Annotated in this window: 18 protein-coding genes; all 18 read right to left on the bottom strand. The window is 45.8% G+C overall.

Going from position 1 to position 17,730, the window contains the following annotated elements; all coding sequences use genetic code 11:
* Positions 1-185: 185 nt before the first annotated feature.
* The gene (gene pduL / locus ACFTRD_RS07840) at positions 186-758 is read right to left on the bottom strand and encodes a phosphate propanoyltransferase (protein WP_062326117.1); all 573 of its coding nucleotides are present in this window, start codon (positions 756-758) and stop codon (positions 186-188) included.
* A 225-nt stretch (positions 759-983) separates the two neighbouring features.
* The gene (locus ACFTRD_RS07835) at positions 984-1,970 is read right to left on the bottom strand and encodes a dipeptidase (protein ID WP_379378561.1); all 987 of its coding nucleotides are present in this window, start codon (positions 1,968-1,970) and stop codon (positions 984-986) included.
* 94 nt (positions 1,971-2,064) lie between these two features.
* The gene (locus ACFTRD_RS07830) at positions 2,065-2,325 is read right to left on the bottom strand and encodes a stage V sporulation protein S (RefSeq protein ID WP_019005392.1); all 261 of its coding nucleotides are present in this window, start codon (positions 2,323-2,325) and stop codon (positions 2,065-2,067) included.
* 117 nt (positions 2,326-2,442) lie between these two features.
* Positions 2,443-3,237, bottom strand: a complete 795-nt coding sequence (locus ACFTRD_RS07825; RefSeq protein WP_024630289.1) for a TIGR00282 family metallophosphoesterase — start codon at positions 3,235-3,237, stop codon at positions 2,443-2,445.
* A 169-nt stretch (positions 3,238-3,406) separates the two neighbouring features.
* Positions 3,407-4,948, bottom strand: a complete 1,542-nt coding sequence (rny, locus tag ACFTRD_RS07820; RefSeq protein WP_062326115.1) for a ribonuclease Y — start codon at positions 4,946-4,948, stop codon at positions 3,407-3,409.
* 310 nt (positions 4,949-5,258) lie between these two features.
* On the bottom strand, positions 5,259-5,996 hold the full coding sequence (locus ACFTRD_RS07815; protein WP_379378558.1) for a regulatory protein RecX: 738 nt from the start codon (positions 5,994-5,996) through the stop codon (positions 5,259-5,261).
* A gap of 324 nt (positions 5,997-6,320) precedes the next feature.
* Complete coding sequence (gene recA / locus ACFTRD_RS07810; protein WP_062326113.1) at positions 6,321-7,385, bottom strand: recombinase RecA; 1,065 nt, start codon at positions 7,383-7,385, stop codon at positions 6,321-6,323.
* A 236-nt stretch (positions 7,386-7,621) separates the two neighbouring features.
* Positions 7,622-8,878 carry a competence/damage-inducible protein A gene (locus ACFTRD_RS07805; protein WP_379378556.1) on the bottom strand — a complete coding sequence of 419 codons (1,257 nt, stop codon included), beginning with the start codon at positions 8,876-8,878 and terminating at the stop codon, positions 7,622-7,624.
* 107 nt (positions 8,879-8,985) lie between these two features.
* Entirely contained in the window at positions 8,986-9,573 is a 588-nt protein-coding gene (pgsA, locus tag ACFTRD_RS07800) for a CDP-diacylglycerol--glycerol-3-phosphate 3-phosphatidyltransferase (RefSeq protein WP_379378554.1), read from the bottom strand.
* A 323-nt stretch (positions 9,574-9,896) separates the two neighbouring features.
* A complete protein-coding gene (locus tag ACFTRD_RS07795; protein WP_253433904.1) occupies positions 9,897-10,388 on the bottom strand; it encodes a YajQ family cyclic di-GMP-binding protein in 492 nt (163 codons plus the stop codon).
* A 153-nt stretch (positions 10,389-10,541) separates the two neighbouring features.
* Complete coding sequence (locus tag ACFTRD_RS07790) at positions 10,542-10,706, bottom strand: hypothetical protein (protein WP_379378551.1); 165 nt, start codon at positions 10,704-10,706, stop codon at positions 10,542-10,544.
* Positions 10,707-10,779: 73 nt separating this feature from the next.
* On the bottom strand, positions 10,780-11,853 hold the full coding sequence (locus ACFTRD_RS07785; protein ID WP_379378549.1) for a RodZ domain-containing protein: 1,074 nt from the start codon (positions 11,851-11,853) through the stop codon (positions 10,780-10,782).
* A 66-nt stretch (positions 11,854-11,919) separates the two neighbouring features.
* Positions 11,920-12,687, bottom strand: a complete 768-nt coding sequence (locus ACFTRD_RS07780) for a DUF3388 domain-containing protein (RefSeq protein ID WP_247902207.1) — start codon at positions 12,685-12,687, stop codon at positions 11,920-11,922.
* Positions 12,688-12,884: 197 nt separating this feature from the next.
* On the bottom strand, positions 12,885-13,148 hold the full coding sequence (locus ACFTRD_RS07775) for a DUF3243 domain-containing protein (protein WP_379378546.1): 264 nt from the start codon (positions 13,146-13,148) through the stop codon (positions 12,885-12,887).
* A gap of 174 nt (positions 13,149-13,322) precedes the next feature.
* Positions 13,323-14,093: an elongation factor P 5-aminopentanone reductase gene (gene ymfI, locus ACFTRD_RS07770; protein ID WP_379378544.1), complete on the bottom strand. Its 771-nt coding sequence runs from the start codon at positions 14,091-14,093 to the stop codon at positions 13,323-13,325.
* Between the two features lies 1 nt (position 14,094).
* Entirely contained in the window at positions 14,095-15,375 is a 1,281-nt protein-coding gene (gene yfmH / locus ACFTRD_RS07765) for an EF-P 5-aminopentanol modification-associated protein YfmH (RefSeq protein ID WP_379378542.1), read from the bottom strand.
* Positions 15,376-15,378: 3 nt separating this feature from the next.
* Positions 15,379-16,662 (bottom strand): EF-P 5-aminopentanol modification-associated protein YfmF, encoded by a 1,284-nt coding sequence (gene yfmF, locus ACFTRD_RS07760; RefSeq protein WP_379378540.1) that lies wholly within the window; start codon positions 16,660-16,662, stop codon positions 15,379-15,381.
* A gap of 128 nt (positions 16,663-16,790) precedes the next feature.
* Positions 16,791-17,621 (bottom strand): spore cortex-lytic enzyme, encoded by an 831-nt coding sequence (sleB, locus tag ACFTRD_RS07755; RefSeq protein WP_379378538.1) that lies wholly within the window; start codon positions 17,619-17,621, stop codon positions 16,791-16,793.
* Positions 17,622-17,730 lie beyond the last annotated feature (109 nt).

Genomic DNA, 17,730 nt, shown 5'->3' with positions numbered 1-17,730 from the left:
AGTTCCACATCCAAAGCCGCTGCCCCTTCGCCTATCCCGAAATCTGAAGCAGGTCTGCTAAACATCCTGAAATACACAAAACCTGAGCTTACCATCAGATCGACTGTAATCGACGCTGAGGATCTACTCAGGTTTATAGGTTCATTCAGGCCGTCAGGATCACGGCTGATGATTGTTTCATGTAATTAGTCGATAATTTCTGCAGTATCGCCGTTACGAGCGCCTGCTGCATTAGCTTCATCTGTATCAATATGCATGTCCAGTGCAAAGGAATCCGATACACGAGCCAGTACATTTTCCAGAACCAGACCACGATCTCCACCCAGGCGAACTTTCAGCATTTGTTTGTCCTCAATGCCCCATTTGGCAGCATCGGACGTATGGAAATGGATGTGACGGGCAGCAACGATAACACCTTTATCAATCGTAACTTCACCAGCAGGTCCTTTAATTGTGATACCTGGAGTGCCTTCGATGCTTCCGGATTCACGTACAGGTGCCTTAACACCAATGGCGAAAGAGTCTGTCATCGAAATTTCCAGTTGTGTTTCCGGACGAACAGGTCCAAGAATACGCACTTTATCAAACTGTCCTTTCGAACCAATAACCGCTACGGTTTCGTTAGCAGCATATTGTCCTGGTTGGGACAGAGGTTTAAACTCAGTCAATTCGTAGCCTTTGCCAAACAAAATTTCAACGTGCTCTTGAGATACATGAATGTGACGGGCAGATACGCCCACAGATACTGTTTTGCTCATTGTGAATTTCACTCCTTGTTTATCTATGGCCTGTAGCCAGGCTCTTAACAATCCTATGGTATTATACCCCTTTTTGAAGTGAAATGAAAACGAACTGCTGAAAATTCATGAAATACACTTATTTTTCAATCATGTATCCCCTACATTTGGTAATTCCATCTGAACATGGTCGAGTTCTGTTTCCATCCTGTTTACTTCAGGCGTCTCTTCAGGAAATCAAGATTTTTATGATTTTACATTTTCTGTTTTCATATCGTTCTCCGGCAGGTTTTCTCCTAAATAACTCATCGCATTGCCCCACATCCAACCGCGAACCAGTGATTCATCGTAGTGTTTGAGGAGCGTATTTATCAGCTTTGGATACTGCCCGGTATGTTCAAGCTCATGGATATACGTAGATATTCCGTCAAAATCAGATCCCATCATCAAATGATGCCCCCCACCCAGAGAACATATCCGCTCAATATGAGGCAACAGATCTTCAATATGAACTTCGCCTTCCTGTTTCACGAACCAGGGTACAAACGTCAGACCAATTCGCCCTTCCCGGGCAATAATGGCACGAATCTGATCATCTTTCAGATTGCGCACATGCGGGCATATGGCATAACTGTTGGAATGCGAAGCGATAAAAGGACGTTCACTAAGGTCAGCAAGTTCCCAGAACCCTTTTTCAGTCAGATGTGATACATCCAGCAGCATGCCGATTTGGTTACACAGGTGAACCAGTTCTCTGCCTTTTTCCGTCAGTCCCGCCCCGCGCTTTTCGAGTACACCATCTGCTGCCCAATTGGCATAGTTCCACGTAAGCCCTACGATCCGTACCCCCATCTGATAGCACAGTTCGAGATAAAAGAGGTTGCCCTCCAGTCCATCGACACCTTCCAATGTAAGCAGTCCCCATGATTTGTCCATTTGTCCCACCTGTGTAAGCTGTTCCCGCCATAATAGTGTATGTATGCCCTCAGAGCGATCTTTGTTTATCTGAACTCGCTTGCGGTAGATGTCCAACTGGCCCATCACATGTTCAAACTTGCCTCTCCCCAGCACTTCGGGCAAATAGATCGCAAAGGCCTGTAAACCAACGCCGCCTTGTCTCATGCGCTCCAGATTTACATCCAGCTGAGAAGCATTTCCAAATGAAAGAGCAGGGTCCATCAGCATTTTACTCAAGGCATCACAATGAAAATCGGCTACTCGCCAGTTGTGCATCACAATCTCTCCTTCTACACGTTAGGTTAGAGATAAATAAAACGCAAAAAAACCTGTCTACTTCGTAAACAGGCTCAATGCATAAGTGCATGTATTATCTGGGCTCCACAATCAGCTTAATGGCCGTTCGGTCCTCACCGTCGATCACAATGTCTGTAAAAGCTGGAATACAAATCAAGTCAACTCCGCTTGGTGCTACAAATCCCCGGGCTATCGCTACCGCTTTAATGGCTTGGTTCAGTGCTCCCGCTCCAATTGCCTGCAGTTCAGCATTTCCACGTTCACGAAGAACACCTGCAAGAGCGCCGGCTACGGAATTGGGATTGGACTTTGCTGAAACTTTTAATACTTCCATGGTAAGTACCTCCCTGGGAATGTTGAATGTTTGTTTCCACTTACTAGATGTTATTCGCGGGAGGCAAAAAAATTCCTTCTTTTTAGAGGGGTTTCCCTGCAAAATGGGACAATACCCCTATTCCATGCGCCACTCGTCCTCCATCAGACGAATTTTTTCAATGCGTGTTGCAGCGCCTGTGGCTTCATCAATCTCCACAAATACACCGTGGAAATGCCATTTGCCATCATCAACAACAAATCGTACCGGAAGCTGAGTGTAAAATTTGCGCAGCACCGCTTCACGCTCCATGCCCAATATGCCGTCACGCGGCCCCACCATACCCGCATCGGTTAAATAAGCTGTCCCTCCTGGCAAAATACGATCATCATTGCTCTGCACATGTGTATGTGTACCTACGACCAGCGAAGCACGTCCATCCAGATGCCAGCCCATGGCAATCTTTTCTGACGTTGCTTCAGCATGCATATCGACCAGAATGCATTTGTGGTCTTGACGCAGTTCATCCACAATTTCATCGGCAACGCGGAATGGACAATCCAGAGCAGGCAGAAACGTCCGCCCTTGCAGATTGACAATCGCCAGCTCCTTGCCTTCACCTTTGACTACCGTGTACCCGCGCCCTGGTGTTCCTGGAGGGAAGTTCGCAGGACGAATCATGCGTGGTTCATCATCTATAAAATCAAATATGTCCTTATTGTCCCAGGTATGGTTACCAAGGGTGATGCCATGCACACCCCAATTGAAAAATTCATTCGCTATTGCGCCAGTAATTCCCCGTCCTGCTGCTGCATTTTCTCCATTCACAATGACTACATGTGGCTTATACTTCGTTTTGAGGTAGGGAAGGTTTTCCTTCAATGCCTTACGCCCCACATTCCCCACAATATCACCAATAAACAAAACTTTCATTTTACTGCCTCCTTAATCCCTACCAAGCGCAGCCTTCTTCAAAGCATCCGAAACTTCGCAGGACCTCTATCTCAATCTCATGCTCACCAATTTTATTATGAAAATGCCTTATAACAGGCTATCAACAGGAAAAGTGGCCCACTGTTGCGGCCACTTTTTCGTAAATGCTCTATTTTGCGTATTCAACCGCACGGGTTTCCCGGATGACGGTGACCTTGATGTGACCCGGATAATCGAGTTCGTTCTCGATCATCTTCGTGATGTCACGTGCGAGGCGGAAGGCTTCAGCATCGTCGATTTTCTCAGGCTGTACCATAACGCGAACTTCGCGTCCGGCCTGAATGGCGTACGATTTCTCGACACCTTCGAACGATTCCGAAATCTCTTCCAGCTTCTCCAGTCGTTTGATATACGTTTCCAGCGTTTCGCGGCGTGCGCCTGGTCTTGCTGCGGAGAGCGCATCTGCTGCGCCGACCAACATCGCAATAACCGAAGTCGCTTCGCAATCCCCGTGATGGGACGCGATACTGTTGATTACAACCGGATGTTCTTTGTATTTCTTCGCCAGTTCCACGCCGATTTCGACGTGTGATCCTTCCACTTCGTGATCCAGCGCTTTACCGATGTCATGCAATAGACCTGCACGTCTTGCCAGGGTTACGTCTTCTCCGAGTTCGCCAGCCATCAATCCAGCCAGATAAGCGACTTCCATCGAATGTTTCAAGACGTTTTGACCATAGCTTGTACGGAACTTCAACCGGCCGAGAATTTTAATCAAGTCCGGATGCAGACCATGCACGCCCACTTCAAAGGTAGCTTGCTCACCGTATTCACGGATACGCTCGTCCACTTCTTTGCGGGATTTCTCCACCATCTCTTCAATCCGTGCCGGGTGAATACGTCCATCAGCCACCAGTTTTTCGAGGGCAGTACGGGCGATTTCACGGCGAATCGGGTCAAAGCCCGACAGAATAACAGCTTCTGGCGTATCATCGATAATGAGGTCAATCCCGGTAAGGGTTTCAAGCGCACGGATGTTACGTCCTTCACGACCGATAATCCGGCCTTTCATTTCTTCATTTGGCAAAGTAACAACGGATACCGTTGTCTCCGCCACGTGATCAGCCGCACAGCGTTGGATGGCGAGAGTAATAATTTCGCGGGACTTTTTGTCCGCTTCTTCCTTCGCTTGCTGTTCAATGTCCTTGATCATTTGAGCCGTCTCATGACGAACTTCCTGTTCTACGTTGGACAGTATGATACTGCGTGCGTCTTCCATGGTGAGGTTGGATATGCGCTCCAGCTCCGTCACCTGGTTTTTGTAGATCATCTCGATCTGCTGCTGTGTCTCATCAATTCGTTTCTCTTTGTTAGCCACTTGCTCTTCTTTACGTTCGAGTGATTCCAATTTTTTATCCAGCGACTCTTCTTTTTGCAACAATCGTCTTTCTTGTCGTTGAATTTCGTTCCGACGTTCACGAGTGTCTTTTTCAGCTTCGGCGCGAATGCGATGAATCTCGTCCTTCGCTTCCAGCACCGTTTCTTTCTTCAGTGCCTCTGCCTCTTTCTTCGCGTTCTCCACGATTTGCACGGCAGCTTGTTCCGCACTGGAGATTTTAGCCTCTGCAAGAGATTTGCGAATAAAATACCCTACTCCGAACCCAATAACGAGCGCGGCCACAACGAGAACGATCGTGATTACGATGTCCATACTGTTCACCTCCTCGTTGGTTCCTCCAAGGCACTCCTTGGGTCAATTTGTTGTTTTCAAGCCTTACATATGTTTGGGAATAACGAATACTCACGGCGATCCCCCGCCGATTTTCATTTCACATGTACATGCTTCCATGTACTATTCACCGTTTCCAGCGAACCCATAATCATGAATGGTTTAAATCTTAAAAAACAGAAACCGCTTTTTTGGAAGGAAAAAGGGTTGTCCATTTCTTACAGACTCATGTCCATTTTAGTATTTGACGAAAGAAATTGTCAAGAGAATGCAGTATAGTGAGTCCTCTCTGCTAATCCCATAACAACGCTTCGTCTTCTTCGGGGTCCCCCGCCTCGTCTTCTTCAATTATACAATTCACGACCCGGCGCACCATATCCATGGAAAAACCCCGCCGCATCAAGAAGGGAAGCGTTTTACGTTTCTTTTCCTTGATGTCTCCTTTGACCTGATTCCACTTTTTGCGTCCGGCGGTTAAAGCCGTCTCAAATTCCGTATCCGCACTTATACCTTCCAGCGCTTCCGCAATAAGCTCATTGGCAATGCCCTTCTGACGCAGCTCTTGCCTTATCCACAGTTTTCCCTTCCGCTGGCCCTCCATACGCTGTCTGGTCCATTCCTTCGCGAACTGTTCATCATCAACCAAATCCTCCCTCTCAAGCCGGTCCAGTGCCTCTTCAATCAAGGGTGCAGCAAACTCTTTCTGACGAAGCTTCTGACTTAATTCGTGGCGCGTGCGTGGTTTATGCTCCAGATATCGCAAAGACTGCACATACGTCCGTTGTCGCTCGTCAGCTACAATGATATCTTCCAAGTCCTTCTTCATAAACGTATTGCCTCGGGTCATCCGATATTTAATCATCACATCTTCAAGAACCGTGATTGAGTATAAACCAAAAGTAATTCGGTAACGAGCTTCCCTGCTCTTTGTACGTTCAACCCGTGTGATGGTAAGTTCTTCGTTATCCGGGAATTGTGAGATTCCCTCAAGCTCTGCTTCTTCATATAAATCCTCATCATGTTGATCCATTCAGTTCTCCCCTTCCACATCGTTTTGTACTGAACTGCATGATCTGTCTCAAAGCACACAGCAAAACAAAAGATTTCTTCAAATAAACATAGCACATCTTCCTTGAGACAACGCAGCGTCACTAAAGCACGCTTAACGTAACCACAAATGACATCCGGCTAATATAAAAGGCCGGAAACAGTGTCCGGCCTTTCACTAACAATAAGCGTGCCAACAGCCCCTGTCCATTCGGACAGAGGCTGTTCGACGCGCGAGTACACACCCAGTCACCTTAGCATCTAAATCAAGCCAGGCTCAATTAAACAAGCTTCGGAGGCCAGAGGGTTACTCGTTAATTTCAAATAATTCTTGTTCTTCTGCCGCTTCTTTTTGTTGATCTTCAGTCGTTGGCGCAGGAACAGCAGTTGTCAGGTTGCTGGCTTCACGAATTTTTTGTTCAATGATTTCAGCAATCTCTTTATGCTCTTTCATGAACTGCTTCGCGTTCTCACGGCCTTGGCCTAAACGCTCGCCTTCGTAAGAATACCATGCACCACTTTTGTTAACGATATCCAGCTCTGTACCAATGTCAATGATACTGCCTTCTCTGGAAATGCCTTCACCGTACATGATATCTACTTCCGCTTGTTTAAACGGAGGTGCTACTTTGTTTTTCACGACTTTAATACGTGTACGGTTACCAATCATGTCATTTCCAGATTTGATACTCTCAATACGACGTACATCCAGACGTACCGTGGAATAAAATTTCAGAGCACGGCCACCAGGTGTCGTCTCTGGGTTACCAAACATTACACCGACTTTTTCACGAAGTTGGTTGATAAAGATTGCAATTGTTTTGGATTTGCTGATTGCACCAGACAGCTTACGTAGTGCCTGAGACATCAAACGCGCTTGCAAACCGACATGGGAATCACCCATTTCGCCTTCGATTTCTGCTTTTGGTACCAGTGCAGCCACAGAGTCAATAACGACAATATCCACAGCGCCACTACGTACAAGAGCTTCTGCAATTTCAAGCCCTTGCTCACCCGTATCTGGCTGAGACAGAAGCAATTCATCAATGTTAACCCCAAGCTTACTTGCATATTGTGGGTCAAGAGCATGCTCGGCATCAATAAATGCAGCTTGTCCACCCACTCGTTGTACTTCAGCAATCGCATGCAATGCTACAGTTGTTTTACCAGAGGATTCCGGTCCATATATTTCAACAATACGGCCTTTAGGCAAGCCGCCTGTTCCTAATGCAATATCCAAAGCCAAGGAACCGCTGGGTATGATTTCCACATTCATATGAGTCGACTCACCCAGTTTCATGATGGATCCTTTACCAAATTGCTTCTCTATTTGACGGAGCGCCATATCAAGCGCGGCACGACGGTCTGACAATAAGCTCACACCCTTTACTGTTTATAAGATAATGATACCTTGTTTTTACACGTTTGCCAAGCTTTTTTTCGAACATACATTCGTTTTTTTTGTGAAGGCCGAGGCGCCTCTTCCTCAGGGAAACTTTCCATTAAACAGAAAAAAGAACCGTAAACAAGGCTCTAAAGCCTGATTCTACGGTTCTTCCGTCTTTTTTAAGTATACTTGCTTCCACTTGCAAATGCAATCCGAGGTGCTTAGTCCATTTCCACAAGTTTACGCCACAAACGGTAGAGAATCGCTTTTGCTGAACGGATGCGAACCGTCTCCCGATTTCCATTAATGCGCAGTTCATGAATTTCTGTTTCTTTTCCACGTTCAGCCAACGCAATAAAAACAAGTCCTGGCGGTTTCCGTTCCGAATAACCAGGCCCAGCGACACCTGTAACAGACAGACCGAAATCTGCATCGCCGATCATGCGGATCTGCTCTGCAAGCACTTTGGCAACTTCCGGGCTTACTGCACCAGGTGCATCTTCACCTTCCAGATAGTCATGCGGCACATTGAGCAGCTTTTCCTTGATCTCATTGGAATAACAAACAATTCCGCCCTTAAGCATGGATGCACTGCCAGGAATGGAAGTCAGGCTCTGCATGACAAGCCCTCCTGTGCAGCTCTCCGCCGCGCTAAGAGACAAACCCATATCAGACATCATCGTTACAATAGTGTACTCTATAGGCACATCCTCGTTCGCGTAGAGATGTTCTGGCAATCGTTCCCGAATCTGAACTTCCATGGCATCCAGCTTCAGCTTGGCCTCATTTTCACTCGGAGCCTTGGTCGATACCCGTACTGTAACTTCTCCCTCACTTGCATAGGGGGCAATCGTAGGGTCTGTCTGTGCATCTATAAGATCAAGGAGTCGGTCTTCCAATGCTGATTCGCCAATCCCTGCAAACTTCAACATTTTCGAATAGATCGGCATTTCTTTTGTAAGTACATGCTGGAACAACCATGGTTTGACTTCCTGTTCGAACATGGGAATGAGCTCTTTTGGTGGACCAGGCATTACCACATAATGTTTGCCATTGTCAGATATCGCATTTCCTGCTGCAAGACCTGTTTCGTTTGCCAGTGGGGTCCCGCCCTCTATTACAATCGCCTGACGACGATTATTTTCTGTCATGTCCACATTGCGGTCTCGGAAGAAGCTCTCAATTTTGTCCATGGCCATTCGATCTATATGCAGCTTCCGATTCAAAACCTCCGCGATTGCATCCTTGGTCAGATCATCCTGTGTAGGACCGATGCCCCCGGAAAATAAAATGACGTCTGCACGTCCTTGAGCGATGCGAATGGCTTCACTAAGTCGATTCAGATTATCACCAACCACCGTTTGGAAATATACATCAATCCCGATCGCAGCCAACTCACGGGATAGATATCTGGCATTGGTATTCACAATTTGTCCAAGCAGCAGCTCTGTGCCAACTGCAATGATTTCTGCCTTCATTCAACATCCTCCTGTACATGGTGAGTGATCAAAGGGCAATAGGATGGTTTCCTATTGCCCTTTGTGCAAATGATTCCTTCATGATTACCCCTTTTTACCTCAAACAGTTACGCTTTTGATATATGCAGCAAATTTTTGTTTTTGATAAAGTAATCAATGCCTGACCAGATGGTAATAATCGCTGCAGCCCAAACGGCGATAATGTCTACGTGAACACCCGTGAATGAGAACGGGAAATTATTCAGTAATAGCAGCACAATAGCTACAATTTGCACGACAGTCTTCAACTTGCCCCAGGCACTTGCTGCGACAACCGACCCATCCAATAGTGCAATCTGACGCAATCCGGTAACCGCAAACTCACGACTTATAATTACGACAGCAATCCAGGAATCCAGCTTGCCCATTTCTACAAGTGAAATCAGCACCGCCGTAACCAACAACTTGTCAGCCAGCGGATCAAGCAATTTTCCCAGGTTGGTGACCATATTATTTTTCCGAGCCAGATACCCATCAATTCCATCTGTGCTAGCTGCAATGATAAAAATAACAGCAGCAATCAATTGATTATATGGAAGCGAGAAGCTTCCCAATTGCAACGGTTCTGGATAAAACGGAAAATCAACGAGCAGGAACACCATTAAAAAAGGGATTAAGCAAATTCGTGCAAGCGTAATCCGGTTGGGTAAATTCACAAGACGCCCTCCCTCTTATCCTCCAATACTCCAAACATTCATCTTAATCCCGTATTCATCATCCGGAACATGAATTTACAGTTTTTCGCTGTCAATCAGCACTACAGTGCTCTCACTATGTAAAAACGCAAAAAATAAAGTCAACCGCTCAAACGCAAAACCCGTTTAAAACGTTCCGGTGACTTCCAGAAGATGTACTGCTTTTCACAAAGTCAGCAAACGATGATGACTGGGCTTTGATGCTTATCTGCCAGCAATGCACACTTAGTATAATATACGCCAATTGCAGTGTCAAAAAACAAGCATGGCTGTAATAACCCATATTACTTGAAATTTGTATATTGCAAATCCAGTGGCAGATTCGCCCCATTTAACAGCTGCATGACTGCTTGCAAATCATTTTTACTTTTACCTGTTACCCGGAGCTGGTCTCCCTGAATCTGACTTTTTACTTTCAACTTGGAGTCGCGAATCAGAATATTGATTTTTTTGGCGATATCCTGATCAATCCCCTGCTTGAAATTCAAACGCTGGCGGACTGTACCTGAAGAAGCCGGCTCTACTTTGGCATAATCAATGTTTTTCAAAGGTAAACCCCGCTTAGCCATTTTGGATTGCAGTACGTCAATGACAGCCTTGAGTTTGGTCTCATCATCAGATACGATCGTTAACGCATCCTTATCCAGTTTCAGACTGCTCTTGCTGCCCTTGAAGTCATAACGCGTGCCAATTTCCTTTTCCGTTTGTGTAACGGCATTTGTCAATTCCTGCAAGTCCATTTTGGACACGATATCAAATGAATTTTCTGAACTCAAAACCAGTCACCCTTTCAGTTAATCGTATGTTCTGTAACATTATAGAGGATACGTCAAGCAAAAGTCTAATTTTACGAAGTATTTCAAAATAAAAAAGCATTTTTGGCGCCACTCCAAGTGGTTGCCAAAAATGCTCTTCATACAGCTGCCTTTCTAATAACGGCTGCGATTGGGCTGTCTAAACATATCGAGCACACCCAGAAGGATATGCGCAAGCCCAAAGCCCAAAATCCCATAACCCCAGGCAGTTGGGGTTAAGTAATAACCCAGGAGGCTGACAATAATCCCTAAACCTGTTACGATCCAGCTGACTGTCACAGCCATCCACCTCACTTCACCAAAAGTTGACTGCAAGTTAAGACAAAATTATTGTCTCCCGCAGTCGACTTGGTTATTCGCCGCCAGTGGTGGAGCCGTCGGTTGCTCCTTCTGTGCTATTACTAGTATTGCCTTCAAGTCCAGTGGAAGTAGCAGTACTTCCTGTGTCATCCCCAAGTTTTAAACGGATTCGGTTCGTCGCCTTACCATCTGTTACGACCTGACCACCAACCTCAATGGTGGTCGCTGCAGCGTAACCGGACTTAATGTACATTCCTGTACTGTCCAATTCAAACGTATAGCTGTCACCGTCAGCGGTATTGCCATACTCCAACTTCTCTCCGCTAGAGTTTTCGCCTTTATATACTTCCAGCCAGCTATTTCCTGTTGCTTTAATCGTAACCGTTACAGGCTTACCCGCACTGCCGTTCACTTTAAAGTTCGTAATATTGCCTGATTTTCCGTCTTCAGCGACTGTTACAGCAGATGACGGGTTATCAGTTGGGTTCACTTCGTTACTATCCGGCGTTGCCCCGTCCGTCTGTCCGCCCGTTCCTCCATCCTTTTGCCCATCTGTCTGTCCTTCTGTAGTTCCGCCACCGTTACCGCCAGCCTGACCTTCATTGGTTTGACCGCTGCCTGATTCATCAGCTGGAGGATTAGTAGCTTGGCCATTATCTGCAGGCTTATCCGGTTTGTCCTGAGGCTGCTGCTGGCTGTCTGTAATCTTGGTTTGATCCAGTCCCTGTGGATCCGAAGCATCCTTGTTCATCACTACATACACATACAACAGCACAAGAATTAAAACTGGAAATGTCCACATTAGCGCAACCGACATCCAACGGTTACTGCGTTCAACCGGCCGACTTGAACGCTTCTGAATAACCGGTTCCATTGTTGCTTCCGTTTCTTCTGCAGGTACATCTTTTTTATGTCCCTCCAGCAGCTCATCAGGATTCAGTCCTACCGTTTCCGCATAGGTTTTGATGAAAGCACGCACATAGAAGCTGCCAGGCAGCACTTTGTAGTCTCCTGCTTCTATGGCCTCCAAATACCTCTTGCGAATTTTAGTCATTTCCTGTACATCGTCAAGACTCATCCCTTTTTGCAGCCGGGCCTCCCTTAACTGCTGACCCAGTTCAGACATGCCATCTCCTCCTTATGTTTATCTCTTAAGTTGTTGCTTATCTATTTCATGATTCCGTACGGAGCGTTACAGTTCATCGGTGTAGCTACCCGTAAACGTATCATAAATAATTTCTTCATTTGGATTGTTTCGAAGTTCAATAATAATGTCAAAATCGTTAAAATCATATTCGGATTCCTGGACAAAAATGTCCGGATGTTCAATGACTTTGGTGCTAGGCATCGTCATAATATCCTGCAACAGATTATAGTGCCGTTCACTTGAACGGATGGTACTGACAATTCCGTCAATGATAAACACATTGTTTGGATTCAATTCGTCCTCTGACATTTGGCTCCGGATGGTCTGACGAAGCAGTGTAGAAGAAACAAACGTCCAGCGTTTCATTGCACATACGCTACCCGCAATAATCGACTCCGTTTTGCCTACACGCGGCATTCCCCGCAATCCGATAACCTGATTGCCTTCCCTTTTAAATACTTCACCCAAAAAGTCCACTAGTAACCCAAGTTCGTCCCTTGTAAAACGGAACGTCTTGCGGTCGTCCGAATCACGGTCAATATAGCGACCATGACGAACAGCCAAAATATCTACCAATTTGGGTTGACGCAAAGCAGACACGGTTATGCTGTTCACCTTGCCAAGCATTTCACCCAGCAGACGAATCTTCTCATCATCATCCGATTCCAGCAGCATGCCCCGGGTTTTGCCCTCCACGCCGTTAATGGTCAATATATTCACTTCAAGCATCCCCAGCATAGAAGCAATATCCCCTAACAGACCGGGTCTGTTCTTATGTATTTTATATTCCATGTACCATTGTTTAGATTCCATTTCAACACCCCGTAAAGCATTATTCCACATTATTCGACAGCAACAGAACGCATCCACTGGACGTCAATCTGAGACATCTTCTAAAAATGGGTCACGTTAATGATATATAAAATGAAAATGAATTACAAGAACAGCTCTGTAATCCGTTTGTAATCATTAGAGAAAAGCCCCCTTGCGGGAGCTTTCCATCTGAACTCTTATGCGTTTTGTTTGGCCAATTTGACCATCAGGCACGCAATCGTACGACGCTCATCTGCATCGCCGACATCCCATAATTCTTTCAATGCCCGGTTGGAATGGTTCGCCGGATCGACTTTCTCATCCAGGAAGTCACCGATTTCGTATGCAAGTTTGTTGATGGTTTCTTCACTCATCCCCATCTTCTCTGCTTGCATCACGCGGTCACCCAAAAACTTCTTCCATGTGTCAAAACTTGAGAGCACTGTTTTTTCTGTTGACATGATAAATCCTCCTTAGCTGACGCATGAGATTTAAAATCAACAGTTGTAATATGTGCTTTCGGGACCGTTTATATACGAGCAATTTTGAAGTAATTGAAGATTAGCTTTGACCAGCAAATTCAGCAGGATCGATTTGACGGAGATAAGCACAAAATGAATTCGCACCAAATTTTATTAAGTAAGCCAACCACCATTCGGGCTTATGATCTGGCCATTAATGTACCCGGACTCAGGCAGTGCAAGAAAGTACACCAGTGAAGATATTTCGTCAGGCTGTGCTAGTCTGCCCGCCGGAATTTCCTCTTCCAGCATTTTCAGTTCACTTTGGTCCAAATGATTCAACATGGAGGTCTGAACTGCACCTGGAGCAACGGCATTAACCGTTACACCAGATGGAGCCAGCTCTTTGGCTAAAGCTTTGGTGAATGCATTTACCCCGCCCTTGGTTGTGGAATACAACACTTCACAAGAGGCACCAGACAGTCCCCAGATAGATGAAACGTTAATGATTCGACCGTATTTTTGGGAGATCATATGCTTCATCATTTCCTGCGTACACATGAACGTGCCTTTCAGGTTGATCGCCATTACTTCATCCCAGATTTCTTCCGTAACATCAGACAGCAATCCATAATGTGAAATTCCCGCATTGTTTACAAGAATATCCGGCATCAGTCCATGTGATTCGAGCTTCTCACGCATACGTTCAATTTGTTCCCGACTGCGCAGATCCGCCGATACCGTCATCACTTTACCGCTACCTTGCTCCATGCACCTTCTCGCTGCCTCATTGGCTGCTTCATGCGATTTCATATAGTGAATGACTATGTTCATGCCTACCTTGGCAAAGCGCTCTGCAATGGCAGCTCCAATGCCTCCGCTCGCGCCCGTTACAAGTACTGTCATTTCCCCAATGGGCTTCAATTGTCCTGTTTCCCTCTCCATATCAAGGACTCACGACAAGCGATACTGCCAGCTGATCCCAGCGAATATGCTCTTTCAATCTGCGATTTACTTCTTCCAGTGTAAGCGACTCATACAACGGGAGCATGTTGAAAAAATCACTACCACGGAATTGTTGACGTGTGAATTCATGCGCAATGTTTTCCGGAGAATTGAGCATACGCAAGTATCCACCTATTTTCTTTTTGCGCGCGCGTTCAAAGTCAGCTGCATCAAATCCTTTTTCGACCATAGCATCCACTTCTTCTCGGATGCGGGCAAGCAATTGATCCGGGTCTTTGGTGTCCCCGCCAATTGCAGAAAAAGCATATTGAGGCGAACTATTATACTCATGTCCAAAGCTGTCCGAAATCAGATCTTCATCATACAATTTTTGAAACAACGGGGTGCTGGAACCAAACAGCAAATCCATCATCAGCTTGGTTGTTATATCCCGGCGTAACAGGTCTTCTCCCGTAAGTCCCACATCCGTTTCTTTGAAACCAAACAGACATTTGGGAAGGGAAACCGCCAACTTTGCTTCACGTCTGGCTTCTCCCACTTGCTCGGGTTCCGGTTCAAATATCCGCTCGATTTGCCCCTGAGGCTCGTAATTTTTCTTCGCCTGGTTCGAACGAACCATATCCACTACTTCCTGCGGATCTACTCCACCCACGACGAACAGAAGCATGTTGCTTGGATGATAAAAAGAGTTATAGCACGAATACAACGTTTCTTTGGTAATGGTGCCAATGGACTCAACGGTTCCCGCGATATCAATGTGCACCGGATGTTTCTGATACATCGCTTCGATCAGACCAAAATAAACACGCCAATCCGGATTATCAGCATACATGTTAATTTCCTGTGCAATGATCCCTTTTTCCTTTTCCACATTCTGATCGGTGAAGTACGGATTTTGCACAAAATCAACTAATGTTTGTATATTTTCATTCACAAATTCCGTTGCTGAAAACAAATAAACGGTCTGGTCAAAACTGGTGAATGCGTTGGCAGATGCACCATGAGAAGCAAACGTAGCAAAAATATCACCTGTCGGTTCTTCAAACATTTTGTGTTCCAAAAAATGCGCAATTCCGTCCGGAACCTTTACTTCTTCCTGTCCTTCGACCCGAAAATGATTGTCGACTGAGCCGTATTTGGTTGCAAACGTGGCATATGTCTTCTGAAATCCCGGTTTTGGCAAAATATAAACATGCAGCCCGTTATCCATCACTTCGTAATACAGCGTTTCCTGCAAACGATCGTATTTTATGCTCTCCACCGATTATTCCTCCTTCTCGTCACGCAAGAAATAAATCGTATCCAGACGGAATTGTTCTGCCGCCTCACGAACATTTTCTTTGCTGATTTGTTCTACTTGAGCCAGCAATTCTTCGGCCGTCCGCTCTTTGCCAGATAACTGGCGGTTGAAATCATAAGCGATCATCTCAAATGCAGAATCCTGCATTTCCTTAAGCAAATTACGAATCATCGCTTTGGTCTGGGACATCTCCAGGTCACTAATTGTGCCATTTTTCATTTCATCCAGCTGCTGCTTAATGATCGTGACGGCTTTTACGTAATTGGGGATTTCAATGCCGGATTGAATGGTTGCGATCCCCTTGTGTCCGTCATAACGAGAAGATGCGTAATACGCCAGACTTTCTTTCTCACGAACATTAACAAACAGCTTTGAATGAGGATAGCCCCCAAGAATACCGTTATACATTAATGCAGCCGCATACTGCGGGTCGCCATAAGTGATCGACGTACGCAATCCCATATTGAGCTTGCCCTGGTTAACATTCAAACGTTCTACGACCGTTTCCACTTCTTTGTCCCCACGAACGGCCTTCTGGGTCTGATAATCTGCAGCAGAAGCACGATCCACATTAAAATAGCGTTGAACCAGATTCTCTACCTCTTCCAGTGTGGTGTCGCCCACCACATACAAGTCCATGCTAGCCTGCTGTAACCATTCCTGATACGAAGCTGTCAATGTATCTGGATCAATACCTGGTAAATCCTTGCGCTCACCCAATGGGTGCAAACGATAAGGTTCGTTTTTGCACATTTCCTCAATACTGCGTTCAGCTGCATAGCGCATTTTATCATTTACGACGGATTCAAGCTTTTTGCGGACAGTTTCCCGCTCAGCTTGTACATAAGACGTGCGGAAATGTCCATCCTCCTGTGCAGGACGTGTAAGCACTTCTCCCAAAAAGGCAAAGGAGCGATCCAACAATTGCTCGTCCCCGCCAACAAAGGAATCATTGATGGTATCCATACGGAACTGTACGATCTGATAATCACCGCGTTTATAGACATCAAAACCAAAACCCGCCCCATACAAATGCTCCAATTGTTCTCGAAATTGTGTTGTTTCCGGATACGATTCGGTCCCGCGTCGAAGTACAAAAGGTGTTAAGGCTACTTTGGTAACCGTATCTTCCTGAAGGGGAACTCCTGCGTAAAGTGATATCGCAAATGTCTTGAAGCGTTTCGTAGGAAGAACATGTATACGGAACTCTTTTCGGCTGCCTCGTTCAAATTCTGCTGCTGTATTCAAAAGTCAAAACCCCTTTACGGCGTCATTTGTCTTGCAATAATGGTGAAGCTTAAACGTAACAACCATTTTAACCCAATCAAAAGGCAAGAAGCAACCGAAGTCACTCCTTCTGGTTGCTTCCAAGATCATCACATACAGAATATATGCTGCCCGATTGTTTTCACCTGAGGACGTGTCCAGATCCATTTGGATGTTGCAGTCTTTGGATTAAAATAATAGAGGCATCCACCGGATGGGTCCCAACCATTTATTGCCTGTTCAACTGCTTTTTTGGCCTGTGCATTCGGCTCCAGATAGATCTGACCATCTGCAACAGCTGTAAATGCACCCGGCTGGAAGATAACACCTGATGGGGTATTCGGGAAACTTGGTGATTTAACGCGATTCAGAATAACTGCGGCAACCGCCACCTGGCCTTCAAACGGTTCTCCGCGTGACTCCCCATATACGGCATTGGCCATAATTTTGATCTCGTTCTCAGACAACCCCATGGAATTCGCTGAACCCATATTGTCTTGCTCTTTGTCCGCAGTATTATTGTTGCCACCACGATCTCCCGAACCTTGATCTTTGTGCAGCGGTGTTTCTGTTGGAGACCATTGTTTGGAGGCATTGTATAGTTTCAGCTTCGTTTTGGCTCCAACTACTCCATCAGCCTTCATGCCAAATTCAGATTGAAACCATTTTACCGATTTCAGTGTACTGCTGCCAAAATTGCTATCGATTTTACCATTGTAAAATCCCAAATACTTCAGCCGCCCTTGCAGCTCATATACATCCTGACCATAACTTCCGTATTTCACGGCGTTGGTACTGAAGGTGGGCAGGGACTTCTCTTCAACCTGCGGTGTATTCTGGGTCGGACTTTCAGTTGCTGTATTCCCAGGAAGCAAATAACGAATTCCCAATGCGGACATCAGCAAAATAGCAGTGAAAAGCCATATGTTCATTTTTCGCATCGACTGTGCTCTACCTTTCTCTTGTGGGATTAACAGAATCGCTAAGGTTATTATGACAAGCACACTTCGTTCCTATGCACCAAATCATCCGATCATTGGACATCATGGC

The sequence above is a fragment of the Paenibacillus sp. NPDC056933 genome, from assembly GCF_042674385.1.
Taxonomy (GTDB): domain Bacteria; phylum Bacillota; class Bacilli; order Paenibacillales; family Paenibacillaceae; genus Paenibacillus.
The sequence above is the reverse complement of the archived record's forward strand: the minus strand, read 5'-3'. Positions and strand labels throughout refer to the sequence as shown.